The sequence below is a fragment of the Stenotrophomonas sp. STM01 genome (assembly GCF_014852135.1).
In the GTDB taxonomy this organism is placed as follows: Bacteria; Pseudomonadota; Gammaproteobacteria; order Xanthomonadales; family Xanthomonadaceae; genus Stenotrophomonas; species Stenotrophomonas capsici.
On the sequence record NZ_JACVBA010000001.1, the window covers coordinates 1898478 to 1922369 of the forward strand.

Sequence of the window (23892 nt, forward strand, 5' to 3'; positions counted from 1 at the left end):
CCGGTTGACCCTATGATGGAGCGCCGTTCAGCTAAGGGGCACGGGATGACAACACCGCCGGAACGCGTGGGCCGGGGCCGCGATGCCCTGAGCCTGCTCAGCCGCCACCAGCGGCTGCTGCTGTTCGTGGGCGGGCTGGTGACCTCGCTGGTGCTGGCCACCGTCACCGCGGTGATGCTGTACGCGCAGGTCAACGACTACGTCGGCGAACGCCAGGCCGAATTCGTCATGCGCCGCACCGCGTTGCGCTCGCTGTTCGCCGTGCACGAAGGCGCCATGCGCATCAATGTCCGGCAGGAGGAGTACGCCTGGGCCAACCGGCAGGCCCCGGACCCCGCGCTGCTTGCGGCCTTCAGCGCCCACCACGGGCGGATGGTGCTGCAGCGCAACCGCAGCTTCCCGGCGGTGCTGGTGCGTGGTGACATCGACGCGGCGCACCCGCTGCAGGTGCATGCGCCTTACCTGCGCCTGGCCGACGAAGTGAGCTACCAGGCCGGCGCCTATTCGCATGCCCTGTTGGCCTCGGGCTATTTCTACAACCCCGACGGCAGCTTCATCGGGCTGGGCCCGCTGCAACCGGGCGACACCGCCACGCGTTTGAACACTGCCGGTGCCGCCGAGCTGATCGGCCAGGTGGCGCCAGACCTGGGCAACCTGCAGGACCCGCACGTGGTCGCGCGCCTGCTCGACCCTGCCCTGCCGTTGTGGCTGCGGCCGTCCACCGATCCGCTGAGCGGACAGCCCTCGGTGCGCCTGGTGCAGGGCGCGGCACAGGACGGGAAGCTGTTCGCGGTGTTCGTCGCCGCGTACCCTTCCGCGTCGTTCGCTTCGCGGCTGGCGACTGCACGCCCGCACGAGGCGCTGCTGATCGCCGACCACGACGGCCGCATGCTGATGGGCCCCAACCCGGGCACGTTGCCGCCTGCGCTGCTGCGCACCGCGCTGGCACAGCCGCCGGCGGATGAGGCGTTCAGCTACCAGGACGGCCAGTTCATCGCCAGCGACGTGCTCTCGGCCAGCGGCTGGAAGCTGGTCCATGTGTTCACCTGGCGCACCGTCCTGGCCGATCTGTGGCCACGGCTGGCGGCCTATGCCGGTGCGATGCTGCTGGTGATCGGCTTCGTCTGGACGGTGCTGCTGCTGATCGACCGCAAGGTCTTCAAGCCCGGCTACGCCCGCTCGCTGCGCATCATCGAGAGCGAGGACCTCAACCGCACGATGGTGACGACCGCTCCGTTCGGCCTGTCGCTGCTGGCGCCGGACACCGGCCAGGCGCTGCTGCAGAACGCGGTGATGGATTCCTATGCCGGGCAGGTACGCGCCGGCGACGCCCCGCTGCACCAGCAACTGCTGCGGTGGTTCGGCCCGGTCGGTGCGACGTCACCTGCCCGCGAAGCCGAGTTCACCCTGGCCATGGCCGATGGGTCGCACCGCGACCTGCTGGTGGTGGCCGTGCCCACCCGCTACCAGGGACGGCAGGCACTGCTGTGCAACTTCAAGGACATCACGCTGCGCAAGAAGGTCCAGCAGGAACTGGAACAGGCGCGCCGCGCCGCCGACGCGGCCAACCAGGCCAAGTCGGCGTTCCTGGCCACGATGAGCCACGAGATCCGCACACCGCTCAACGCCATCCTCGGCAACCTCGAACTGCTGGAACGCTCGCCGTTGTCCGGCAGCCAGCTGCAGCAGGTACGCACCGTCACCTCGTCCTCGTCCGCGCTGCTGGGCATCATCAACGACATCCTGGATTTCTCGCGGGTGGAATCCGGGCAGATGCAGCTGGAATCCATCGCCTTCGACCTCAGGGCCCTTGCCGTCGAAACGGCGGCGTTCTTCATGCCCATGGCACGGGCCAAGGGCCTGGTGCTGGACACCAGCCTGGACGATGGACTGGCCCCGGCGTACCGCGGCGACCCCACCCGCATCCGCCAGGTCCTCTACAACCTGCTGGGCAACGCGCTCAAGTTCACCCATGAAGGCGATGTGCTGCTGGAGCTGTACCTGCAGGACGAGGACCGGCCGGATTCGCCCTTGGTGATCGGCGTCAGCGATACCGGCATCGGCATGAGCACCGAGCAGCAGGCCGGGTTGTTCCAGCGCTTCTCGCAGGCGGACAGCTCCATCGCCCGCCGCTTCGGTGGCAGCGGCCTGGGCCTGGCCTTGTGCCGGGCGCTGGTCGAGTTGATGCAGGGCGGCATCCAGGTACACAGCGTCCTCGGCCAGGGCAGTACCTTCCTGGTCACGCTGCCGCTGGAACCGCTGCAGGCGGCAACTCCCACTCCGGGACCGTCGCTGGCTGTTGAACCGCCGCATAGCCAGCGACGGGTGCTGGTGGTCGACGACCATCCCGCCAACCGCGAGCTGATGCGGATGCAGCTCGACGCCCTCGGCCAGCAGGCCGACATCGTCGCCAGCGCGGCCGACGCCTTGGCCCTGCAGGAACGGCAGGCCTACGATGTGGTGTTCACCGACCTCAACATGCCCGGGATGGACGGCTGCATGCTCGCCCACGCCCTGCGCGCGCGTGGCTTCGTGCAGCCGATCATCGTCATTACCGCGCATGCCTCCGCACATGACCGGCAACGCTGCACGGAGGCCGGCATCAGCGAGGTGCTGGTCAAGCCGATCCTGCTGGACAGCATCGGCCGCATCCTTGCGCAGGACCACCCAGCGGCACCGGCGTCCGCCGCAAATGCCGCGGCCTCCGACCTTGCCACGGGCCCGCTGCCCGCCGCCGTGCATGCGGCCCTGGACAGTGCGTTCGAGCAGTCACTGGCGACACTGGATCAGCTGCTGGATCACGCAGGCCTAGCCAACGCGACGGTGCCCGGCGATGACCCCATCCACGCCATCGGCCAGCAGCTGCATTCGGTGCGCGGCGGCTTCGCGCTGGTCCATGAAACCGAGCTGGTGGCACGCTGCGCCCGGATGGAAGCGTTGCTGCAGCAGCGTGACCTGGGCGCAGTGCGCGCCGAGCTGGTCCACCTGCGTGAACAGGGCCGCCGGGCCTTGCAGCAGCGCAAGCCAGGGGCCTGAACCCAGCTGCCACCGGTGCCGGGAGGCATCATTCGTAGCTCAGCACGAAGGTGGCTTTGGCATTCGCGCTCCCCGGTGTGATTTCTGCCCGTGTCTGCACGTACCGGGCCATCAACGGGATCTCGAAGCGGCCGTTGTGGGTGCGTCCGGCAAACCAGCGTGCATCGGCGGCCGGCTCGCCGGCGTTGCCGCCATAGGACAGCAGTTTGCCGCCGTGGAGCACCTGCAGCCCCACGCCCACAGCGGTCGAGCCAGGGGTGAGGGACAGCTGGGTGGAGCGGTTCGCCGGATCGTTCTGGTCCGTCAACATCCCGTACACCGCCGTGGAAATCTGCGGGCGGCCGCCGTCGCACTCGACCGCGATGCTGAAGCCCTGCTCGCCCACCGTGGTGCCAATGCCGTTGAACTCCTTCAGCCGGGCCGAGCCCATGGGCACGGGCACCAGCGGCGTGGCGACCGTGCAGGTCGGCCGTCCCGCGTCCACATTGGTGGCGCCGTTGAACGCGAACACGCGCCATTGATGGTTGCCATGGCTGGTCAGGTAGGCACCGCCCTGCAGTCCGGCAAGCGAACCCGACTGGCTGATCGGCCCGGTCTTGACCAGTTGCAGGCGCCCCGGCCAGCTATGCGTGTCCTTGTGAGGAAAGATAAAGCGGTTTTCCAGCGGAAAAGCGACGCCATTGAAGTAGAAGCGGATACCCACGCCGGGGATGCCGCTCTCGTAGGTGTTCCCACCGAGATACACGCCACTGGAGAGCATGTACTTGTTGGGCGCTTCCCCTGTGATGCCCGGACAAAGCGTCTCAGTGGCCCCCTGCAGGACCATGGTCCCGCTGATGTCGGCCAGTAGCTTGCCGTCGGCGAGGTCCGGATTGATGGTGATCGTCTCCGGCAGGGTCATCGCGAAGGTCGCCGGCAGCCCGGTGTTGGTGGTGCAGACTTCGGCCATGGCTGTGCCACTGGCCCCCAGCAAACCGGCCAGGACGAACTGCCACGCGTTCGCGCGTGTACTGCTGCTCATCGGCATAAAGGTGCCTTGGTCAAAAGGGAGGGCTCGTCACCGGCGTCGGCAACGACCTGCGTGGCGGTCAGGCCACGCGAGGGCCGCCATTCTTTCAACCATGGCAATCGGAAACGATCAGCGATTTCCGAATTCGGACTTCACGTTTCCAGGGCAAGCGTCATGATGGCGCCGGATTGCCATCAGCACCTTCTCTCTGACTACACATTTCGTCCCGACGGAGCGTACGTTGGACGCGCCCGTTCGGTTCTGTGCCGAGAATGAATGCCCTGTGCAGACCTTCTCGATCAAGGCCGTTGCAGATCAGGAAAGCCGGCGCTGCCGACGGAGGGGACGTCAACCGTCACGCGCTTCATTGACGAAGCCAGGTCCGGCAATGACGGCAACACGTCCTGACCAACGCCGAAGCGCTCCGGCGTTCACGCAGGAGGTGATGTGTGCCCGCGGCGGCAGCCACCGTAGCAGGCGAGCGCATCGACGCCTTGGGCTGCCCTGTTCGAACAGCAGCGCTCATCGGTGAAGGGCAGCACGTCTACTGAAACCGCCATGGCCCGATGGACCACAGCAGCGGCGCACCGGTCAGGGCTTCATGCAGCCGGACTCGTTCGCCATCACCGCAACCGGCGCCCTGACCTGCAAAGACCTACAGCGGTGCCCGGTCGATAGCCGAGAGCGGTTCGTTGATGACGAAGATCATGCCCCGCACCTCCGGAATGCCGAACGTCGCCAGGCGTGCAGCGTGCATGTCGAGGTAGGCCTGCGCCTCTTCCCGGCTCTGGAACAGATAGACGCCACCGGCACGGCCGCTTGCCGCATCCTCGGTCCAGATCTTCCAGATCAGCCCCTTCTCCGTGGCGATCGATGCCGCCAGGTCCTGCATGGCGTGCGTCATCTCCACGCCCCAGGGGCCGGCATAGGAAAAATCGACCTGCAGCAGATATTTCATGTTGAACGTCCTCCGTCCCTGCTTTTCCCAGTGAGCCATCGAACCATTCGGTGGCTCGAACAGCCATCAAAGCACCATCACGTCCTCGCCGTCACTCTCCCTTTCCAGGACTTGCGCATTGCCCATATCCCATCGTTTGCCTACCTGATTTCGCCAGACGGCAGAACTTGGCATGGCTCTACCGTGATGTTCCATCAGTAGTGGCTGACAGCACTCGATCCGCGATGGTTTTGCACGCGCCCTGTATATGCGTCCGCAGCGGCCTTCCATGGCGGCGCAGCAAACGTTACAAACACCGCATCGCCAGCCCGCTATTCGTAGCTGAGCGTAAAGGTGGCACGTGCATTCGCGCTGCCAGGCGTGACCGTTTGCCCGGTCTGGACGTAACGGGCCGACAACGGAATGATGAAATCACCGGCCTCGGACCTGCCTGCGAACCAGCGGTTCTCGGTACCGGCCCCCTTCTGGTCCGGCCCATAGCTCAGGATGTTGCCCGCGTGCACAATCTGCACACCTACGCCAGATGCCGTTGAATCCGCGCTCAATGAAAGGGCATTCGAGCGGTTGCCCGGGTCCGTTTGATCGGTCAGCACTGTGTACACCCCGACCGATGTGCCGGCGTTTCCACCCACGCATTTCACACCAAGGTTGAAGGTCTGGGCACCGGATACCGAACCAGGTCCGGTAAAGGAGTATTTCTGGGCCTGCGGCATCGAGACAGGCACTGCCGGTGTACTGACCGAGCATGTCGGCGTCCCCGAATCCACCGTCACACTGGACGTCATTCTCAGCGTCATCCACACAAAATCCCCTGCGCTGGGAATAATGACCCGCCCAAAATCCGCCTTCAGCGTTCCCTTTCCCGTTATCGGACCAATCTTCACCAGCTCAAGCAAGATGGTAACCGGTGACGGACCTCTTGCCGGGATGCTGCGCTTGTGTGGCGTATCAAATGGATAGGTGAGGAGGTAGTACGCACGGATTCCGATTCCATCGATTCCACTTTCGTAGGTGCTGTTGCCCAGATAAGCGCCCGTGGTCATTTCCCAGCGCGCATCGATGGACGTGAGGTTCTCACACGTCAAAATGGCGGATGTATAGGATGACAGGACCTGTTGCAGCTTCCCCAGGACTGTTCCGTCCGGGACATTCGGATTGATCTTCAAGCTGGTGGCACTCGGAGTCATCTGGTGCACAGCCGGAACACCCCTGTCCGTCACACAGGTGACGGCAAGCGCCTGCGGCGACACTCCCGCCAGGGTAACCCACACAAGGACCGCAAGAGCTCTTTTGAACAAGCGCATTTTTCTTCTCCAACCGATGGGTTCCAGCAGCTCTGGTCCACACCGGAAGATGCGACCCTCCATGTCCAGCCGTCTGACGGGCCAAGGCACGCAGTCATCACCTCCGATAGGCGCTGCTCACGGGGCAATTGTTCCAGCCTGCTGTACGGGCAACGATCAGCCCCTGCCCAAAGTTGAAGAAATTGAGTAAGGAAAGTCCTAGATTTCCTATTCCCGGCATGCAAGGTGCTCAGCGCTCCGGCCAGCGTGGTCCGCACGCAACCCCGTCCTACCCGGAGAACGGCAGGATCGTTTCAGTTTGGTGGCAACGTCCACCGCTCATCGGCATCCTGGAATGGCTGCCTGAAGGTCCGGCGTGTCTTCCGGACCCGTAGCCTCGGGTCGCCCCAGCGCCGACAAGCCTGTCGATGCTCACGCCAACAATGGAGCGGTGCGAACGACCTGCCCTTGATCCGCACCACACTCCAGGCCGTCGGTGAAACGCAGCGCATGTCCGCATGCAGGGCGCACCGCTGCATCCGGCCAGCCGCGACCAGTTCGCCGCCGACGCGGTCTATTTGCTGCTGACGTACTTCTCGCGGCGGATCTGCGGCGGCGGCAGGCCGGCGGCCTTCAGCAGCTCGGCGCAGGCATCGACCATGTCCGGGTTGCCGCACAGGTAGGTGATGTCGCGCGTCGGGTCCGGGCCGATCTCGGCCAGCTGCTGCTGCACGTAGCCCTTGCGCACGTCCGGGTGCGGGTCGGCCGGCAGCTCGCGCGACAGGCAGGGCATGTAGCGGAAACCCGGGGTGGCCTCGGCGAAGGCACGGAAGTCCCCGCTGTAGAGCAGTTCCTGCGGGGTGCGGGCGCCCTGCAGCAGCACCACTTCCACGCCGCGCTCGGCGATGGCCCGGCGCAGCAGCGGCAGCATCGAGCGGTACGGGGTGACGCCGGTACCGGTGGCGATCAGCAGGTAGCGGCCGTTGTGGTCGCCCGGGTTCAGGCAGAAGCGCCCGAATGGGCCGCTGCCGGTCAGGTGGCCGCCCAGCTCCAGCCCCTCGAACAGGGCCGTGGCGGCGCCGCCGGGCACGAAGCTGACCGCGATTTCCACCGCCTCGCCCGGGCCCAGCGCGTGGTCGTGGATGGTGGCCAGCGAGTAGCTGCGCTTGGTCGCGGTGCCGTCGGCGTACTCGAAGTGAACCTGAATGAACTGGCCGGGCTGGAAATCCAGCGGTTGCCCATCGTCACGGACGAACTGGTAGTGGCCAACGGTGGGCGCCAGCATGCGGCGTCCGACCAGCTTGAGGGGGAATTGGGCAGGCACGAAGGGAAAGCTGTGTTTGACCGGGCAAAGCCGCGGGGCCTTCTATAATAGCGCTTTGCATTCACGCGGCGCCGCAGACCCGGCGCGAAGGCCCGAGCTTGGACTCCCGAATCTCCCCCGCAGCCCCCGCGCTGCGCATTACCGATCTGCGCAAGACCTACGACAACGGCGTGCAGGCCCTGAAGGGCGTGTCGCTGGAAGTGGCCCCGGGTGATTTCTTCGCCCTGCTCGGCCCCAACGGTGCCGGCAAGTCGACCATGATCGGCATCATCTCCTCGCTGGTGAACCTCAGCGAAGGCCAGGTGGAGGTCTTCGGCAGCGACCTGGTCAGCCAGCGCAGCGCGACCATGCGCCTGATCGGCCTGGTGCCGCAGGAGATCAACTTCAACCTGTTCGAGAAGCCCTTCGACATCCTGGTCAACTACGCCGGCTTCTACGGCATCCCGCGCGCCGAGGCCGAGGTCCGCGCCGAGCAGGAGCTCAAGCGCGCGCACCTGTGGAACAAGGCGCAGATGATGAGCCGCACGCTGTCCGGCGGCATGAAGCGGCGGCTGATGATCGCCCGCGCGATGATGACCCGCCCGCGCCTGCTGATCCTGGACGAGCCCACCGCCGGCGTGGACATCGAGATCCGCCGCGACATGTGGAAGACGCTGCAGGAGATCAACGCCGCCGGCACCACCATCATCCTCACCACGCACTACCTGGAGGAAGCCGAGCAGCTGTGCCGCAACCTGGCCATCATCAACCACGGCCGCATCGTCGAGCAGGGCCCGATGCGCGGCCTGCTGGCCAAGCTCGACGTGGAAGGCTTCATCTTCGACATCGACGGTGAACTGCCGGCGCAGCTGCCGCACATCGAAGGCGCCACGCTGCAGGCCACCGACGCGCACACGCTGGACTTGGACATGCCGCGGGCGATGGACCTCAACCGCGTGTTCGACACCTTCAACGCCGCCGGCATCCGCGTGCGCTCGATGCGCACCAAGAGCAACCGCCTGGAAGAGCTGTTCGTGCGCCTGACCGGCAACCTGGAGAACAACGCATGAACACCTCCGTCACGTCCTCTTCCGAGACCACCACCGGTTCGCGCAACTGGGTGGCGCTGGGCACCATCGTCCGCCGCGAGATCAACCGCATCCTGCGCATCTGGGGCCAGACCCTGGTGCCGCCGGCGATCACCATGACCCTGTACTTCCTGATCTTCGGCGGCCTGATCGGCTCGCGCATCGGCGAGATGGGCGGCTACAGCTACATGCAGTTCATCGTGCCGGGTCTGGTGATGATGAGCGTGATCCAGAACAGCTACGGCAACATCAGCTCCTCGTTCTTCGGCGCCAAGTTCGGCCGCCACATCGAGGAGCTGCTGGTCAGCCCGATGCCGAACTGGGTGATCCTGGGCGGCTACGTGGCCGGTGCGGTGGTGCGCGGGTTGATGGTCGGCGTGATCGTGCTGATCATCGCGATGTTCTTCACCCCGGTGCGCATCCCACACCCGCTGGTGACGCTGAGCACGGTGCTGCTGGGCGCGACCATCTTCTCGCTTGCCGGCTTCATCAATGCCGTCTACGCCAAGAAGTTCGATGACGTGGCGATCGTGCCGACCTTCATCCTGACCCCGCTGACCTACCTGGGCGGCGTGTTCTATTCGGTCACGCTGCTGCCGGGCTGGGCGCAGGCCCTGACCCACGCCAACCCGATCTTCTACATGGTCAACGCGTTCCGCTTCGGCCTGCTGGGCAGCAGCGACGTGCCGCTGTGGGTCTCCTACACGCTGATGCTGGGCTTCGTCGCCGCGCTCACCGCCTTGGCACTGTGGCTGCTCAAGCGCGGTGTTGGCCTGCGCAGCTGAGCCGCTGAACCAGGATCGACCGGCATGACAAGGGCGGGACCGCGAGGTCCCGCCCTTTTTCATATCCGTGCACCACGCCATCTTTTGATGGCGTGACGCTATTGCTATGCTGCGCGCACAGGGGGCTCTTGGACCACACGTCGACAGGGCACTGAATGACCGCAGCACAATGCCGTTCCACCTCGGCCCGTTCATCGGCCGTCATCCTGCCTGCCCCGTTTCGTCGCGCGCCCGCAGCCGACGCTACCGCGCTCCCTCATCGGCCGGATCCCCGTCGCATGCTCCGCTGCTGACACAGCGTTGATGCATCCATCGCGCACGCTTGCTTTCCTCGTCCCATCCCCGGTTGGCCCATCTCGCCATCCGGGGCGATTTCCTTGTCGGAGCATTCCATGAACGTACAACCCGTCACCAAGCGCACTGCCCTGGCCCTGTCGACCCTCGCCCTGTTGCTGGGCAGCGCGTGCAACCGCACGCCCGCACCGGCCGAGCCTGCCGCGCCCGCCACCGATGCAGCAGAGACCAACCCGCCAGCACCGGCTGCCGAGGCAACGACCACCAGCAACGCTTTCGACATCGAGAAGCTGCCCGTCTCCACGGCCACGCTGGGTGAATTCCCTTACATCGGCCTGCCGGAGGGCTATCAGGCGCAGCGCCCGGAGACCAACCCGTTCGAGCGTGTACCGTTCTGGACCGGTGACCGCCTGGAGTGGGTCGAGGGCCAGGTCTACGGCGCACGCCTCCAGGCCAAGGACGGACACCCGTTCTCGCAGCTTGAGCTGACCCGCAACCTGCAGGCACTGGTCGAGAGCCTGGGTGGACGCCAGGTGTTCAACGGCAAGATCCCCGCCGCCGCCCTGGATGACATCCAGAAGTCTTCCGCTGCCGTTGAACGCGTGGATGCCCTGGGCGACATCTACAACGAAACTGCCGATGTCTACGTGATCCGCCAGCCGGACCGCAACATCTGGCTGCATGTCGCCAAGAGCGGCAACCAGGCCGGGCTGCTGATCGCCGAGACCAAGCCGGTGCAGATCACCGCCAAGGCACTGCCGGCCGACGCGCTGAAGAAATCGATCGACGACGCCGGCAAAGTGGCCATCCAGGTGCAGTTCGAAACCGACCAGGCCACCATCCTTCCCGCGTCGAAGCCGCAGCTGGAGCAGGTGACCGCACTGCTCAACGACAATCCCGAGCTGCGACTTTCGATCAATGGACATACCGACAACACGGGAAATGCGTCACACAATCTGTCGCTCTCGCAACGCCGTGCAGCCTCCGTTCGCGACTTCCTCGTCACTGCGGGAATCGATCAAAAAAGGCTTGAATCCAGCGGTTTTGGCGATTCACAACCGGTTGCCGACAACAACACCGAAGAGGGCAAGGCACAGAACCGTCGCGTGGAGTTGGTGAAGCTCTGAATTAACTTCATCGTCACGCAGATAAATGCCATTTGTCTTGAACATGCAATGGAGGCGTGTTTAGATCGTGCCCGCATCAGTTCAGGGGGCGTCATCAGCGACTGGTGTCATTGACTTGAATTCCGAAGTAACAGGACGGCGCAGCAGTGCATCCAATGCACTGCATTGCCAAAAAAAACTAGGAGAAAGCCATGCGTCACACGCCCCGTAAGTTTGGTTTCAAAAAGCAGCGCGGTCAGGGCATGACCGAGTACATCATCATCACCGCACTGGTGGCCATCGCCGCCATCGCCGCCTTCACCTACTTCGGTGGAACCGCGCGCAGCCAGGTTGCCGGTATGGCCAAGGAACTCTCCGGCCAGAGCGCAACGCAGTCGATCAATCGTGCCAAGAACGTCTCCAACCAGGCACAAGAGGAAGCCGACAAAGACAAGGGCATGGACGCTTACTCCAACAAGTAAGCCGAGCCTGTCCTGACGTCACGCGCAGCCCCCGCTGCGCGTGGCGCTTTCCGTCGTTGTTACTCGCCTTGGTGCCCACGCGTGGGCGCCAACGGGCGAGCCATGCCCGGTGAAACCTCATGAGCCCTCGTGCCAGAGCACAAGCCTTCTGTACCCGCAGGATTCCCTCATTGAGCCAGCGACGCACCATGGCCGGGCAGGCAATGGTGCTCGGTCTGGTGATGCTGCTGGTGCTATGTGTCGGCGTGATCGTGCTGTTCGATACCGGACAGACGGTCAACAAGAAGGTCGAGCTGGTCAATGCCGCCGATGCGGCCGCCTACAGCGTTGCCGTGCAGCAGGCACGGGCACTGAACTTCGCCGCCTATTCCAACCGCGCGCGCGTGGCCAATGAAGTCGCCGTTGCGCAGGTGATCGGCCTGTACTCGTGGATGAACCAGTTCCACACCACGACCATCGTGCTGGAAAAGGTGATGAGCGTACTGGCCAAGATTCCCTATGTCGGGCCGATATTCCAGGCGCTTTCAAGCATATTCAAGGCCATCGGACAGACCCTCAAGGGCATCCGGCGCGCCTATCACGGTCTGGCCCAGGTCACGGTGACCGCGCTGGATGCGCTCAACGGCACATTGGCCACCGCCTCACGTTCAATCCTGGAGGCCGTGGGCCGCGTCGATGGAATACTGGTCGCCCGGGACATCGTCAAACGAAATTCCGCCGATGCCGCGCTAAGCGCGGTGGGCGCTGGCGTGCTGACCTCGCAGTTGTTCACCGCCAACAACAACTTCCTGCAGAGCTACCGTATTCCGCGTTCGCGCGGCGGCGGCGCTGGCGGCTCGGCACAGGATCGCAGAGGGGCCGATCGCTTCCGCAACGTGGTGATGCAATCGCGCGACCCGTTCTCGTGGAGCCGCAGCGATCATGACCTGAACCTGTTCCTGATCAAGTTCAACCAATCCGGCGGCACCGACATGGTCGACTACGACCGGTGGGTGGCCGCCGATGCCATGGGCCTGGAAGTGAACCTGCCGTGGCCGTTGAAGGACATCAACATTCCGCTGGGCTGGGGCGGCGCGCAAGCGGTCCAGCGTTACCAGCAGCAGCGCTTCATGCCCGGCTTCGCCAACGGCAGTGGCTGGGTATCGGAATTCAACAACAACCGACGCTATCGCCCTTACGGCAACATCCGCGGCGAGAACCGTGCTGCCAGCAGCATGGTCGACAGTGACCCGAACGTCAGCCTGGACAATGGCAAGAAGCGTGATGCGTACTTCACCGGTTACCAGGGCCTGCGTGACTATGACGACGTGAAGTCCGGCCAGGGGCTGCGTCCCTATACCGAGCCGGGTAGCCGCGCCGACCCGGCCAAGAACACCGGCCCGATCTTCACCGTGCATGTGGAGACCGATGTCGCCAAGGCACGCACCAGCGCCGCGATCGATGGTATCGGTGGCCCGGCTGGTTCGCCGATGGCGATGGAAGACAAGGCCGCCGGCGGCAAGATCTCGGCCTATGCCTCCGGCCAGGTGTACTTCAACCGCCCGCCGAACTACGCGCTGTTCAAGCGCGGCGACAACCGCTTGGAAGTGGGCAACCTGTTCAGTCCGTACTGGCAGGCTCGCCTGATCGACACACCGGACTCGGTGGAAGTGCTGCTCGGAATCACCCGCCTATGATCCATACGTCCTCCCTGCAGCGCCTGCGCTGCCCCCTGCTGGTTGCCGCCGCTGCGCTGCTGGTTGCCTGCAACAGCGACGCCAGTGGCAGCGGCGAACCGGGCGCGGTCAAGAACATGCCGCCGATCCACCTGGACCAGACGGCCGAACTGCTCACCGATGGCCAGAACGGTCGACGCGCCGCCTACCTGGAAGCCGTGCGTGCCTGCGAGGCTGGTGGCATCCCCACCCGTCGTCTGAGCGACACCGAGGTGGCGCTGGTCGGCGTGACCCGTTACGAGATGTGGCTGGACGGCAAGAGCGAAACCCTGCAGACGCGCAGTTGGGATGCCGGACAGGAGTCCCCCGACGCCCTGTGCCAGTTCAAGCTGGAACTGGAGGGCACGTTCTCCAGCAGCAGCGCCACCACATTCGTCGAACAGGACCTGGCCACCGGTGCACGCGAGGAGCAACCGGTGGAAAGCACCGACGCGCTGCAGCGCTTTGCGCTGGTCCCCGAGGATGATCGTGCACCGGCAGGTTTCCAGGGCCCTGCCGCCAGGCAGGTGGCGGGCCAACCCTGCGACGAATGGACCACGCCGGACCAGGCGCGCCTGTGCGTGTGGTCCGGCGGCCGCGCCTGGGGATTCGGCGCCTCGCGCGGCGATGACCACCGTTCCTCGCCCGACAACATCGTGCTGGAAGCCGAGCCCGGCAATGGCAACGGCTACCGGGTGACCACACAGGTATTCACTGTCGGCCAGGCATTCGCCGCGCCCACCGCCGCCACGGAGAAGCGCCAATGAACACGCCCCGCCTGCAGCGCGGCCAGAGCATGGTTGAAATGGCAGTCCTGTGCCTGGTGCTGGTGCCGCTGTTCCTGCTGATTCCGACCCTGGGCAAGTACGTCCACATCCGCCAGCAGGCGCAGCAGGCCACGCGTGCGGCCGCCTGGGAAGCGACCGCCTCGCGCTCCTATGCGGTACCAAGCAACGCGCAGGTGCGCCCGCAGCTGATCGCGCGCCACTTCGGCGCCGCCGACAGCAAGATCATCAGCAACGTGCCGGCCAGCACCGCCGAGCGCCTGGACGACCCGCTGCTCAACACGTTCTCCAACCAGCCGCTGCTGCAGCGTAGCGACATCACGCTTGGCGCATACCGCAATGACCGCGAGCCCGGGATCATGGGCAGGCTGAGCGGCTTGATCTCCAAACTGCCGGGGCCGTTCCCGCCCAACGAGCGTGGCCTGATCACGGCCAGCATGGACATGCGCATCCGCGACCTGCGCACCGCCGACGGCAGTGCCGCCGCTTACCTGGAGCCGTTCGACACGATCGGCCTGCGCATGCAGACCACCAGCGCACTGCTGGCCGATCCGTGGAATGCCGCTGGAGCAGGGATCAGCGGCAACAATCCGCGCTCGGTGAAGGCACAGATCCGCAACATGGTGCCGACCAGCAACCTGGAGGATGGCGCGAAGATGCTGCAGGGCGTGTCGTCACTGCCCCTGTTCGGGGTGCTGGGTGACCTGAAGCCGGGCTACATCGAACCGGATGTGGTGCCGATGGACAAGCTGGAGCGTTATGCGCCACGTCCGTGATGTCCTGTGCGTGTTTGCCCTGGGCCTGGCGGCCAGCATGCCGGCGATGGCGTCCAGCTGGCCGGAGCTGCCCCTGCCCGATGACAGCCAGGGCGAATGGGTCTCGCGGCACATGATCCACAACGGCGTACCGATGCGCGCGGCACGTTTCCAGAGCCAGCTGCCCCCGGCGCAACTGGTGCGCTACTACGAGCAGCTGTGGCCCGGGCAGGTGACCGTCACCGATCTGGGCAGCAAGAAGATCGTCGCGCACGGCACCAACAAGCACTTCTTCACCATCGAGATCAGCGGCGGTGCGGCCGGTAGCGAAGGTCAGATCGGCATCGTCGAAGTGCTGAAGGAAACGCCCCGGGCCGAGCCCGGCGCCGACTTCCTCAAGCCCTCCGGCACCCAGGTGGTGACCGATACCGTCTACCTCGACAACCCCGGACGCACGCTGACCATGAACGTGCGCATGTCGCCGTTCCAGGCAGACGGGTTCTACAAGTCACGCCTGCCCGAACGCGGCTGGCGCAGCCAGGACGCAAAGCCCTGCCCGATGATGGCGTTGAGCTGCACCGCCAGTTACAGCAACGGCAAGGAGCAGATGACCCTCACCTTCAATCGCAACGGCGAAACCACCGACATGGTGGTCAACCAGATATCGAGATAGCGCGGCCATGAGACAGCCAACACCGCCAAGCCGGCGCGCCCAACGCGGGGCCGCCCTCATTGAGTACACCATCGTCACCGTGCTCGGGATCATCGTCCTGGTCGCCGAGCCCAACATCATCCTCGAACTCGTCCAGGCCCTGCGCAAGGCCTATTCGAGCTTCGTCTACGCACTATCGCTCGGATGGGTATGAAGAAGATCAACATCAAGCCGAACCGCAACCTCGTCTTCATCCTGGTCGCACTGGTACTGGGCGGCCTGGCCGCGCTGCTGGCGGTGAACTACGTGCAGAAGACCGTCGCCGAGCGGACCCGCGACGATGGCGAGACGGTCGTCGTCGCGGTCCCCAAGCAGAACCTCGAGCAGGGCATGCAGATCACCTCCGATGACCTCGCCGCGCGGCCGGTCCCGGTTGATCTGGTACCCGCCGACGCGATCACGCCGGACAACTATGACCAGTATGTCGGTCGTGTGCTGCGCTCGCCGCTTGCCAAGGGCGCACCGGTCCCGGGGGCTGCCCTGGTGCCGCTGTACGACCAGTTCTCCTCGGTCATCAAGAGCGGCAACGTGGCTTACACGATGTCGGTGGACGAAACCAATTCCATCTCCGGCATGGTCGCCCCCGGTGACCATGTCGACATCCTGTTGACCGTGGACGAGGAAGGCGGCGGCGCGCGCGTGCTGCCGCTGCTGGAGAACATCAACGTGCTGGCCACCGGTACCCGCATCGGCGAGCAACCCGTGGATGAGGAAAATCCCGGCTACTCCAACATCACCCTGGAACTGGCCCCCCGCGAAGCCGAGCGCCTGACCGTGGCGGGCAAGGCCGGCGGCTTGCGGGTGATGCTGCGCCACAACGAGGACTCCGAGTCATTCGGCCTCGGTGGCCTGACCCAGAAACAACTGTTGCAGAAAGGCAAAGAGTCCAGCGGTTCGCAGGGCAGCGGCGTTCATTTCATCATCGGAGGCAAGGGCTGAAGCATGCGTACTCGCATCTCACGTTTTTCAATGCTGGGCGCATTCATCGCCATATCCCTGCCCTGCGCCGTCGGCGCGCAGCAGGTGGACATGATGTCCGGATCCACCCCCAGCGCACCGCAGGCACCGCAGCAGATGCCGATCCTGGTGCAACCCGCCGCGGCCACGCCGGCGGCACCGGCATCCAATGCAGGCGCCGGCTCGCTGGTTCCGGGCCATCAGTTCCCGGCACCGGTGGCCAATGCCGCCTACAGCCGTCCCGCCGGCAGCCGCCAGACGGTGCCGCTGCCCGAGCGTGCCCGCCTGTACGTCGGCCAAGCCGCGGTGTACCGCCTGCCGCGCGCGCTCAAGCGTGTAGCGGTGGGCAACGGTGAAATGCTGCAGGTCACCAACATCGGCCGCAATGAGCTGGTGGTGATCGGCAACAAGACCGGCGACAGCACCATCCACCTGTGGATGCAGGACGGCAGCCAGATCGAGGTGCCGGTCACCGTCGGCGAGAGCGACGCCGAAGGCCTGGCCGACACCGTGCGCACCTTGCTTGCCGATGCCGGCAACATCACCGTGCATACCATCTCCGACCGCGTCGTGGTCACCGGCCAGGACGTGCATCCGGGCATCGCCGCGCGCATCGCCAGCCTGAAGGAGATCTACCCGCAGCTGCTGGACTTCACCTCCTCCGACCCGGTCGGCATGCGACCGATGGTGTTGATGGACGTGAAGATCATGGAGTTCGACTCCAACGCATTGGAGGAGCTTGGCATCAAGTGGGACAACGTCATCCGTGGCCCATCCGGCGGGCTGCTGAAGGATTTCACCACCAACGACTACTACCGCGTGCTGCCGGACGGTTCACCGTTCGAGAACCTGCAGCCGGCGCTACCCACCGCCGTGCGCGGTACCCAGGCGTTCTTCGGCATCGCCACCACCATCGGTTCCAGCATCAACCTGCTGATGAACAAGGGCAAGGCGTTCATGCTGGCCTCGCCACAGCTGAGCGCCCGCAGCGGCGGCTCGGCCAAGTTCCTGGTCGGCGGCGAGGTACCGATTCCGATTCCGCAGGGCTTCGGCCAGGTGACGGTGGACTTCAAGGAGTACGGCATCAAGCTGGACATCGAGCCGGTGGTCAACTCCAACGACGAGATCTCCACCACCTTCATGGCCGAGGTCAGCCGCATCGATCCCAGCGTGATGGTGCAGGGCGTCCCGGGCTTCACCACCCGCCGTACCTCCTCGGAGATCAACGTGCGCGCCGGTGAAACCATCGTCGTGTCCGGGCTGGTGGACAGCAGCGCCGCCAAGAGCGCGGAGAAGTTCCCGATCCTGGGTGACATCCCGATCCTGGGCAAGCTGTTCCGCTCCGACGGCTTCCGCGGCAACCGCACCGAGCTGGTGATGTTCGTCACCCCGCGCGTGATCAGCCCGGAATCGCAGGAGAACATCGACGCACTGGAACGTGGCAACAGCATCCAGGAGCGCGGCAAGGAAGCCATGTCCCGCCGCAACAAAGAGTTCGTGCAGTAGGAATCAGCATGTTCAACGTATTGATCACCACCTCCAACCGCGAAGAACGCCGTGTCCGCTGCATGCACCGCGAGTGCAGCATCGGCCGTGGCGACGGCAACCTGATCATCCTGCAGGGCTGGAGCATCGCCCAGCAGCACGCCGCCCTGAAGCGCGAGGAGGCCGGCATCTTCATCCAGTCGCTGGGCGCACGCGCGGCGATCCGCGTCAACGGACAGGACGTGAAGGACTCGCACGGCCCGCTGAGCAGCAACGACAGCGTGGAGATCGGCGACTACCGCCTGCAGGTGATCGACGAGGACCCGCCGGAAGCCAGGCCGGTCGAACCGGTGGCGGTGGTGCAGGCCACTTCGGCGCCGGCGCCGGCCAATGACCCCGACGATGCGCCCCGGGAACCCTCGCAATCCCTGGCAAAGCCTTCCGAACTTGCCGTGGAGAACACGGTGTGGCGCGCGCGCGTGCATGCCGCGCTGGTCAAGCAGATGGACCTGCGCCGCGTCGACGTGCGCGGCATGACCGATGACGTGCTGCGCTCGACCACCATCAAGCTGATCGAGAGTGTCATGGAGAAGGAGTTCAGCGACCTTCCCAAGACCGTCAACCGACGCCGCCTGGCCAAGGAAGTGCTGGACGAGGCGATTGGCCTGGGCCCGCTGGAAGACCTGCTGGACGACAACAGCGTCACCGAAATCATGGTCAATGCACACGACCAGATCTTCATCGAGCGCGCCGGCCGGATCGAGCAGTCCACGGTCAATTTCACCAACGACCGCGCGGTCCTGTCGGCGATCGAACGCATCGTCACCCCGCTGGGCCGCCGCATCGACGAAAGCTCGCCGCTGGTGGACGCACGCCTGAAGGACGGTTCGCGCGTCAACGCGGTGATCCCGCCGGTCGCGCTGCGCGGCCCCAGCATCAGCATCCGAAAGTTCTCCAAGCGCAAGCTGCACGGCGAGGACCTGCTCAAGTTCGGCTCGCTGAACCCGCAGATGCTCGAGTTCCTGATCATGGCGGTGAAGGAACGCCGCAACATCGTGGTCAGTGGCGGTACCGGCTCGGGCAAGACCACGCTGCTCAACATCCTGTCCAACTTCATCCCCGACGATGACCGCGTGGTCACCATCGAGGACGCCGCCGAACTCAAGCTCTCCCAACCCAACCTGGTGGCGCTGGAAGCGCGCCCGCCGAACATGGAAGGCAAGGGCCAGATCACCATCCGCGACCTGGTCAAGAACGCACTGCGCATGCGCCCGGACCGCATCGTGGTCGGCGAGTGCCGTGGCGGTGAGGCGCTGGACATGCTGCAGGCGATGAACACCGGCCACGAAGGCTCGCTGACCACCGCCCACGCCAACAACCCGCGCGAGACGCTGTCGCGCCTGGAAGTGATGGTGATGATGTCCGGCATGGAATTGCCGATGACGGTGGTGCGCGAGCAGATCGCCTCGGCGGTGGACCTGATCGTCCACCAGAAGCGCTACCCCTGCGGCTCGCGCAAGGTCAGCCACATCTCCGAGGTCACCGGCATCGAGAGTGGCACCATCCAGCTGCAGGACATCTTCCTGTTCAGCCCGCGCTCCTACCACGGACGTGATGGCAAGGTGGTCGGCGAGTTCCGCGCGACCGGCGCGGTGCCGGAGTTCTACGAGACCCTGGCCGAGCGCGGCGTCAACATCGACCTGGGCATCTTCCGCACGGGAGCGCCGGGATGAGCGAGATCTGGCTGATCGCGCTGCTTGCCTTCGGCAGCTTCGCGCTGGCCGGCATGTACCTGGCCAGCAGCAGCGCCGGGTTCATGGAGCGCTATCGCGAGAACTTCATGAACCAGGCCAGGCTCAACCTGGCCGACATGTTCCTGTTCGTCGACCCGAAGGCATTGTTCGCCGGCAACGCGTTGTTGCTGGCGATCCTGCCGTTGCTGCTGTGGCTGGTCACCGGCAACCTGCTGCTGCCGATCGTGGTGCTGCTGTTGCTGGCCATCCTGCCGCGCAAGATCTACCTGTGGCTCAAGCAGCGCCGGCTGGACCGCATCCAGGCACAGCTGCCCGATGGCCTGCTGATGCTGGCCAGCAGCCTGCGCGCCGGCGTGGGCTTCAACCCCGCGCTGGAAACCCTCGCCCAGGACGGGCAACCGCCGCTGGCACAGGAGCTGTCGCTGATCCTGCGCGAGCAGCACATGGGCGTGCGCACCGAGGAGGCGCTGGAGCACTTCGCCGAGCGCGTGCCGATCGATGACGCCAAGCTGTTCGTCGCCGCGGTGACCATCTCGCGCGAGGTCGGCGGCAACCTGGCCGAGACGCTGGCCACGCTGGCCGAGACGCTGCGCCGCAAGTTGATGATGGAAGGCAAGGTCAAGGCGCTCACCGCGCAGGGCCGCCTGCAGGGCATCGTGATGGCGATGCTGCCGGCCGGCCTGGTGGGCTTTCTGGTGCTGTTCTATCCGGAAACGATGAACCCGATGTTCCACACCTGGCAGGGCTGGTGCGTGATCGCCCTGATCTGCGTGCTGGAGTACCTGGGGTATCGCATGTGCCGGAAAATCATGACGATCGACATATGAGTTGGATGATCATCCTTGTTGCGGTGATGGCCATCGGTGCGGTGGTGCTGGTGATGTTCGCCGTGCGCGGCATGCTGCAGCAGGTGCCGCAGAGCGACCGTGACTATCAGGATCCGTTGCCACGCATGCTGCAGCTGTTGTGGCCGGTGGTGGTCGCCGCCACCCATGCGGTCGGCCCGCGGCTGAAGGCCGCCCAGCTCGAACGCGCGCACCGCGCCCTGACCTCCGCCGGCCAGGACTTCGTGCTCACGCCCGAGGAGCTGTATGGCACGCGCATCGTCTCGGCCGGCGCGGTGGCGCTGTTCCTTGGGCTGGTGGTGGTGCTGCTGGGCAAGGCCAGCGTTGGCGCGCTGTTCTTCTGCCTGCTGTTCGGCCTGCCGCTGGGCTGGATGTATCCCACGCTGTGGCTGGGCGAGCGCCGCAAGGTCCGTACCAAGTACGTGGTGCGCGACCTGCCGGTGTTCCTGGACTTCATCACCATGGGCGTGGAGGCAGGCCTGAACATCTCCGGCTCGATCGAGCAGTCGGTGCAGCGTGGTCCGCCCGGCCCGCTGTCGCAGGAATTCTCGCGCATGCTGCGCGACATGCGTGCCGGTCTGCCGCGTGCCGAGTCGCTGCGGCGCATGGCCGACCGCATGGACATCTCGCAGGTCACCAGCTTCACCAGCTCGCTGATCCAGGCCGACAAGGTCGGCGCCAACCTCAGCGACACCCTGCGCGCACAGGCCAACCAGCGCCGCGAAGAGCGCTTCCTGCGCGCCGAGAAGCTCGCGCTGGAAGCACCGGTGAAGATGATGCTGCCCCTGGTGATGTTCTTCTTCCCGCTGATCTTCGTGGTGCTGGCGTACTTCATCTACCTGCAGATGAAACAGCAGGGGATCCTGTGAAGACCCTGGCCCTGTATCGCGGCACGGATTGCCTGGTACCGCAGGTGCTGCACGCGCGTGCCTGGTACCGGCGCCTGTTCGGCCTGCTGGTGCTGCCGCGCCTGCGCAAGGGCCAAGGCCTGTTGATCGAACCCTGTGCCAGCGTGCACACGCTGGGCATGCGCTACCCGCTGGACCTGCTGTTCCTGTCCCGTGACGGCCAGGTGCTGGGTTGGCGCGAGTCCGTGGCGCCCTGGCGCGCGGCCTCGCAACGCGGCGCGCGCAGCACACTGGAACTGCCCGCCGGTACGCTTGCCGCGTTCTCGCTGCGCGTGGGCGAGCAACTGCATTGGCACCCAGTTCCCGACGCTGCCCCGGTCCCCGCGGCCGATGGAGGCCTGCAATGAAACCCCTGCGCACCCCACCCCGCCGCCAGTCCGGGCAATCGCTGGTCGAGTTCTGCATCGTCGTGCCGGCATTCCTGTTCCTGATCCTGGTGACCTTCCAGCTGGTGCTGATCTACCGCGCCAAGACCACCCTGGATTACGCCGCCTTCCAGGCCGCGCGTGCCGGAGCCGTGAACGGCGTGGACCATGCCAAGATGCGCAACGCCCTGGCCTTCGGCCTGACCCCGCTGCTGGCCACCTCACCGGACGCAGCGGGTGTCGCCCGCGCCCGCGCCAGCGCCGAGCTGGAGACCCGCCTGTTCGCCGACATCGAGGTCATCGCGCCGACCCGCGCGGCCTTCAACGAATTCCGCGAGCGACAGTACGACGGCCGCTACGCGCTACCCAACGACAGCCTGGCGTTCCGCGACAACCGCGTGGGCGGCAGCCAGGTCAACGTGCAGGATGCCAACCTGCTCAAGATCAGGGTGACCTACAAGCTGCCACTGATCGTGCCGTTCGCCGACCGTGTCATCGCCGGCCTCTCCTCGCTGCTGACCGAAGGCGAGAGTTACCACCCGGCCTCGATGCTGATCGAGGAACCGGTCAGCGGCCACCGCCGCCTGCCGATCGAGTCCTACGCCGTGGTCCGCATGCAGACGCCCATCTATGACAGCAGCCGCCTTGCGCGTTGATCGTCGCGCCGTGTGGACGGCACTGCTGGCCGTGTCCGCGGCCGGTATCGCGCAGGCACAGCCGCAAGGCATGCAGGCACGCATCGAGGCGACCGTCGAGGGCTACGGCAACCTGGCGCCCCGCGGCACCGACAAGCCGATCCGGCTGACCCTGCGCACCGCCGCCGAAGGCATGCGCGCCGACTTCCATTTCGATACCGGCGGCTCGGACGTCTACCTGCTCAAGCGCAACGACGAACCGCGTGCATGGTGGATCAGCGCGCAGGGGCGTTACATGATCCCGGCCAACGACGCCAGCGGCCCGTACTGGTATGACGTGCAACGGCCCTGCGACAACGTGCAGGGCCGTTGCACACCGGCACAGGGCCAGTTCATCGCCGGGCGCCTGGCCAAGGGCGTGAACTATGACCACGCCCGCCATGGGCCCGACGGCACCACCCGTGGCACCTTGTGGATAGACAGCGAGACCGGGCTGCTGCTGGCCTACCGCGGCACCCACGGAAACCGTCAGGACAGCCGCAGCTTCCGTGCCTCGCGGGTGGATTACGAACCGCTCGACGCAGCGGCGTTCGCCAAACCCACGACATTGCACGTCCCCAAGGGCATGACCGACTGAGGCGACCGCCGGCCCACGCGCCTGCCGACTCACTATGATGGGGCCCACTCCCCTGGTTCGAACGGTGTTTCCCGCAGATGCGTATCCTGATCCTTGGCGCCGGTGGCACCGGCGGTTACTTCGGCGGCCGCCTGGCGCAGGCCGGCGTTGATGTCACCTTCCTGGTGCGGGCCAACCGCGCCGCGCAGCTCGACCGCGATGGCCTGGTGATCCGTAGCCCGTTGGGCGATGCGGCGTTCCCGGTCGCGCACGTCACCGCCGAGGCGTTGCCGGAACTGGCGCGGCAGCGCCCCTTCGACCTGGTCATCCTGAGCTGCAAGGCCTACGACCTGGACAGCTCGATCGATGCCATCGCGCCGGCGGTGGGCCCGGCGACCACGGTGCTGCCGATCCTCAATGGCCTGCGCCACTACGCGGCGCTGGACGCGCGCTTCGGCCGCGACCGGGTGCTGGGCGGGTTGTGCTTCATCAGCGCCACCAAGGCCGGGGACGGCGCAGTGCTGCACCTGGACAAGCCGGCCAAGCTGACCTTCGGCGAGCGTGATGGCGGTGCCGCCAGTGCGCGCGTCGCGGCATTGGCCGCGGCCTGCGCCCAGGCCGGCATCGACCATGTCGCCTCCGAGGACATCGCACGCGAGCAATGGGTGAAGTACACCTTCCTGGCCACGCTGGCGGCCGGCACCTGCCTGATGCGTGGGGACGTCGGCAGCATCGTCGCCACCGACCACGGCACCGCATTGATGCAGGCGCTGTACGCCGAATGCCTGGCGGTGGCCGCGCACGCCGACCAGCCAATCCCGTCGGTCGCCCAGCAGATCGCGCTGGGGGCGGTGACCAAGGCCGGCTCGCCGATCAAGGCCTCGATGCTGCGCGACCTGGAAGCCGGCCAGCGGGTGGAAGCGGCACACATCGTCGGCGACATGCTCGACCGCGCGTGCGCCGCCGGGCAGGCCGCCCCGCTCCTGCAGGCCGCCTACTGCCACCTGCAGGTCTACCAGGCGCAGCGCGGCGATTGA

General features: G+C 65.8%; 23 protein-coding genes. 19 read left to right on the top strand and 4 right to left on the bottom strand.

Going from position 1 to position 23892, the window contains the following annotated elements; genetic code table 11:
• Positions 1–45 precede the first annotated feature (45 nt).
• Positions 46–3036: an ATP-binding protein gene (locus tag IB227_RS08835; protein ID WP_192287035.1), complete on the top strand. Its 2991-nt coding sequence runs from the start codon at positions 46–48 to the stop codon at positions 3034–3036.
• A gap of 28 nt (positions 3037–3064) precedes the next feature.
• Here the strand turns inward: IB227_RS08835 and IB227_RS08840 are convergent, their stop codons facing one another.
• The 4 genes from IB227_RS08840 to IB227_RS08855 all read right to left on the bottom strand — a co-directional run bounded on the left by IB227_RS08840 (position 3065) and on the right by IB227_RS08855 (position 7610).
• Entirely contained in the window at positions 3065–4057 is a 993-nt protein-coding gene (locus IB227_RS08840; protein ID WP_192287036.1) for a fimbrial protein, read from the bottom strand.
• Positions 4058–4700: 643 nt separating this feature from the next.
• Positions 4701–5003: a monooxygenase gene (locus tag IB227_RS08845; RefSeq protein ID WP_192287037.1), complete on the bottom strand. Its 303-nt coding sequence runs from the start codon at positions 5001–5003 to the stop codon at positions 4701–4703.
• A gap of 311 nt (positions 5004–5314) precedes the next feature.
• On the bottom strand, positions 5315–6307 hold the full coding sequence (locus tag IB227_RS08850; protein ID WP_192287038.1) for a fimbrial protein: 993 nt from the start codon (positions 6305–6307) through the stop codon (positions 5315–5317).
• A 553-nt stretch (positions 6308–6860) separates the two neighbouring features.
• Positions 6861–7610, bottom strand: a complete 750-nt coding sequence (locus IB227_RS08855; RefSeq protein WP_192287039.1) for a ferredoxin--NADP reductase — start codon at positions 7608–7610, stop codon at positions 6861–6863.
• Positions 7611–7708: 98 nt separating this feature from the next.
• On the opposite strand from IB227_RS08855, the gene IB227_RS08860 reads away from it, so the two are divergent.
• The 18 genes from IB227_RS08860 (at position 7709) to panE (ending at position 23892) form a co-directional block, all read left to right on the top strand.
• Entirely contained in the window at positions 7709–8659 is a 951-nt protein-coding gene (locus IB227_RS08860) for an ABC transporter ATP-binding protein (protein ID WP_225591633.1), read from the top strand.
• Positions 8656–9462, top strand: a complete 807-nt coding sequence (locus IB227_RS08865; RefSeq protein WP_192287040.1) for an ABC transporter permease — start codon at positions 8656–8658, stop codon at positions 9460–9462. The genes IB227_RS08860 and IB227_RS08865 overlap by 4 nt, the downstream gene beginning before the upstream one ends.
• Positions 9463–9854: 392 nt before the next feature.
• A complete protein-coding gene (locus IB227_RS08870; RefSeq protein ID WP_192287041.1) occupies positions 9855–10883 on the top strand; it encodes an OmpA family protein in 1029 nt (342 codons plus the stop codon).
• Between the two features lie 191 nt (positions 10884–11074).
• On the top strand, positions 11075–11344 hold the full coding sequence (locus tag IB227_RS08875) for a pilus assembly protein (RefSeq protein ID WP_192287042.1): 270 nt from the start codon (positions 11075–11077) through the stop codon (positions 11342–11344).
• A 170-nt stretch (positions 11345–11514) separates the two neighbouring features.
• On the top strand, positions 11515–13020 hold the full coding sequence (locus IB227_RS08880; RefSeq protein ID WP_225591634.1) for a pilus assembly protein TadG-related protein: 1506 nt from the start codon (positions 11515–11517) through the stop codon (positions 13018–13020).
• The gene (locus tag IB227_RS08885; protein ID WP_192287043.1) at positions 13017–13805 is read left to right on the top strand and encodes a hypothetical protein; all 789 of its coding nucleotides are present in this window, start codon (positions 13017–13019) and stop codon (positions 13803–13805) included. Before IB227_RS08880 ends, IB227_RS08885 begins: the two co-directional genes overlap by 4 nt.
• Positions 13802–14599 (top strand): TadE/TadG family type IV pilus assembly protein, encoded by a 798-nt coding sequence (locus IB227_RS08890; protein ID WP_192287044.1) that lies wholly within the window; start codon positions 13802–13804, stop codon positions 14597–14599. The genes IB227_RS08885 and IB227_RS08890 overlap by 4 nt, the downstream gene beginning before the upstream one ends.
• Positions 14583–15251 (top strand): hypothetical protein, encoded by a 669-nt coding sequence (locus tag IB227_RS08895; RefSeq protein WP_192287045.1) that lies wholly within the window; start codon positions 14583–14585, stop codon positions 15249–15251. The genes IB227_RS08890 and IB227_RS08895 overlap by 17 nt, the downstream gene beginning before the upstream one ends.
• A gap of 7 nt (positions 15252–15258) precedes the next feature.
• The gene (locus IB227_RS08900) at positions 15259–15444 is read left to right on the top strand and encodes a hypothetical protein (protein ID WP_192287046.1); all 186 of its coding nucleotides are present in this window, start codon (positions 15259–15261) and stop codon (positions 15442–15444) included.
• Positions 15441–16229 (top strand): Flp pilus assembly protein CpaB, encoded by a 789-nt coding sequence (cpaB, locus tag IB227_RS08905; RefSeq protein WP_192287047.1) that lies wholly within the window; start codon positions 15441–15443, stop codon positions 16227–16229. The genes IB227_RS08900 and cpaB overlap by 4 nt, the downstream gene beginning before the upstream one ends.
• A gap of 93 nt (positions 16230–16322) precedes the next feature.
• Positions 16323–17753 carry a pilus assembly protein N-terminal domain-containing protein gene (locus IB227_RS08910; protein WP_225591635.1) on the top strand — a complete coding sequence of 477 codons (1431 nt, stop codon included), beginning with the start codon at positions 16323–16325 and terminating at the stop codon, positions 17751–17753.
• Between the two features lie 8 nt (positions 17754–17761).
• Positions 17762–19465: an ATPase, T2SS/T4P/T4SS family gene (locus IB227_RS08915; protein ID WP_192287049.1), complete on the top strand. Its 1704-nt coding sequence runs from the start codon at positions 17762–17764 to the stop codon at positions 19463–19465.
• Positions 19462–20313: a type II secretion system F family protein gene (locus IB227_RS08920; protein WP_192287050.1), complete on the top strand. Its 852-nt coding sequence runs from the start codon at positions 19462–19464 to the stop codon at positions 20311–20313. The genes IB227_RS08915 and IB227_RS08920 overlap by 4 nt, the downstream gene beginning before the upstream one ends.
• Positions 20310–21200: a type II secretion system F family protein gene (locus tag IB227_RS08925; protein ID WP_192287051.1), complete on the top strand. Its 891-nt coding sequence runs from the start codon at positions 20310–20312 to the stop codon at positions 21198–21200. Before IB227_RS08920 ends, IB227_RS08925 begins: the two co-directional genes overlap by 4 nt.
• Positions 21197–21586, top strand: a complete 390-nt coding sequence (locus IB227_RS08930; RefSeq protein WP_192287052.1) for a DUF192 domain-containing protein — start codon at positions 21197–21199, stop codon at positions 21584–21586. The genes IB227_RS08925 and IB227_RS08930 overlap by 4 nt, the downstream gene beginning before the upstream one ends.
• Positions 21583–22260, top strand: coding sequence for a TadE family protein (locus tag IB227_RS08935; RefSeq protein WP_192287053.1), 678 nt, complete (start codon positions 21583–21585; stop codon positions 22258–22260). The genes IB227_RS08930 and IB227_RS08935 overlap by 4 nt, the downstream gene beginning before the upstream one ends.
• Positions 22250–22876, top strand: coding sequence for a hypothetical protein (locus tag IB227_RS08940; RefSeq protein WP_192287054.1), 627 nt, complete (start codon positions 22250–22252; stop codon positions 22874–22876). Before IB227_RS08935 ends, IB227_RS08940 begins: the two co-directional genes overlap by 11 nt.
• A 77-nt stretch (positions 22877–22953) precedes the next feature.
• Positions 22954–23892, top strand: coding sequence for a 2-dehydropantoate 2-reductase (gene panE / locus IB227_RS08945; RefSeq protein ID WP_192287055.1), 939 nt, complete (start codon positions 22954–22956; stop codon positions 23890–23892).

Bases quoted from the DNA above. Each gene is read 5' to 3' on its own strand.
- IB227_RS08835 (WP_192287035.1), top strand. From the start codon at position 46: ATGACAACACCGCCGGAACGCGTGGGCCGGGGCCGCGATGCCCTGAGC.
- IB227_RS08840 (WP_192287036.1), bottom strand. From the start codon at position 4,057: ATGAGCAGCAGTACACGCGCGAACGCGTGGCAGTTCGTCCTGGCCGGT.
- IB227_RS08845 (WP_192287037.1), bottom strand. From the start codon at position 5,003: ATGAAATATCTGCTGCAGGTCGATTTTTCCTATGCCGGCCCCTGGGGC.
- IB227_RS08850 (WP_192287038.1), bottom strand. From the start codon at position 6,307: ATGCGCTTGTTCAAAAGAGCTCTTGCGGTCCTTGTGTGGGTTACCCTG.
- IB227_RS08865 (WP_192287040.1), top strand. From the start codon at position 8,656: ATGAACACCTCCGTCACGTCCTCTTCCGAGACCACCACCGGTTCGCGC.
- IB227_RS08870 (WP_192287041.1), top strand. From the start codon at position 9,855: ATGAACGTACAACCCGTCACCAAGCGCACTGCCCTGGCCCTGTCGACC.
- IB227_RS08875 (WP_192287042.1), top strand. From the start codon at position 11,075: ATGCGTCACACGCCCCGTAAGTTTGGTTTCAAAAAGCAGCGCGGTCAG.
- IB227_RS08885 (WP_192287043.1), top strand. From the start codon at position 13,017: ATGATCCATACGTCCTCCCTGCAGCGCCTGCGCTGCCCCCTGCTGGTT.
- IB227_RS08890 (WP_192287044.1), top strand. From the start codon at position 13,802: ATGAACACGCCCCGCCTGCAGCGCGGCCAGAGCATGGTTGAAATGGCA.
- IB227_RS08895 (WP_192287045.1), top strand. From the start codon at position 14,583: ATGCGCCACGTCCGTGATGTCCTGTGCGTGTTTGCCCTGGGCCTGGCG.
- IB227_RS08900 (WP_192287046.1), top strand. From the start codon at position 15,259: ATGAGACAGCCAACACCGCCAAGCCGGCGCGCCCAACGCGGGGCCGCC.
- cpaB (WP_192287047.1), top strand. From the start codon at position 15,441: ATGAAGAAGATCAACATCAAGCCGAACCGCAACCTCGTCTTCATCCTG.
- IB227_RS08910 (WP_225591635.1), top strand. From the start codon at position 16,323: ATGTCCGGATCCACCCCCAGCGCACCGCAGGCACCGCAGCAGATGCCG.
- IB227_RS08915 (WP_192287049.1), top strand. From the start codon at position 17,762: ATGTTCAACGTATTGATCACCACCTCCAACCGCGAAGAACGCCGTGTC.
- IB227_RS08920 (WP_192287050.1), top strand. From the start codon at position 19,462: ATGAGCGAGATCTGGCTGATCGCGCTGCTTGCCTTCGGCAGCTTCGCG.
- IB227_RS08925 (WP_192287051.1), top strand. From the start codon at position 20,310: ATGAGTTGGATGATCATCCTTGTTGCGGTGATGGCCATCGGTGCGGTG.
- IB227_RS08935 (WP_192287053.1), top strand. From the start codon at position 21,583: ATGAAACCCCTGCGCACCCCACCCCGCCGCCAGTCCGGGCAATCGCTG.
- panE (WP_192287055.1), top strand. From the start codon at position 22,954: ATGCGTATCCTGATCCTTGGCGCCGGTGGCACCGGCGGTTACTTCGGC.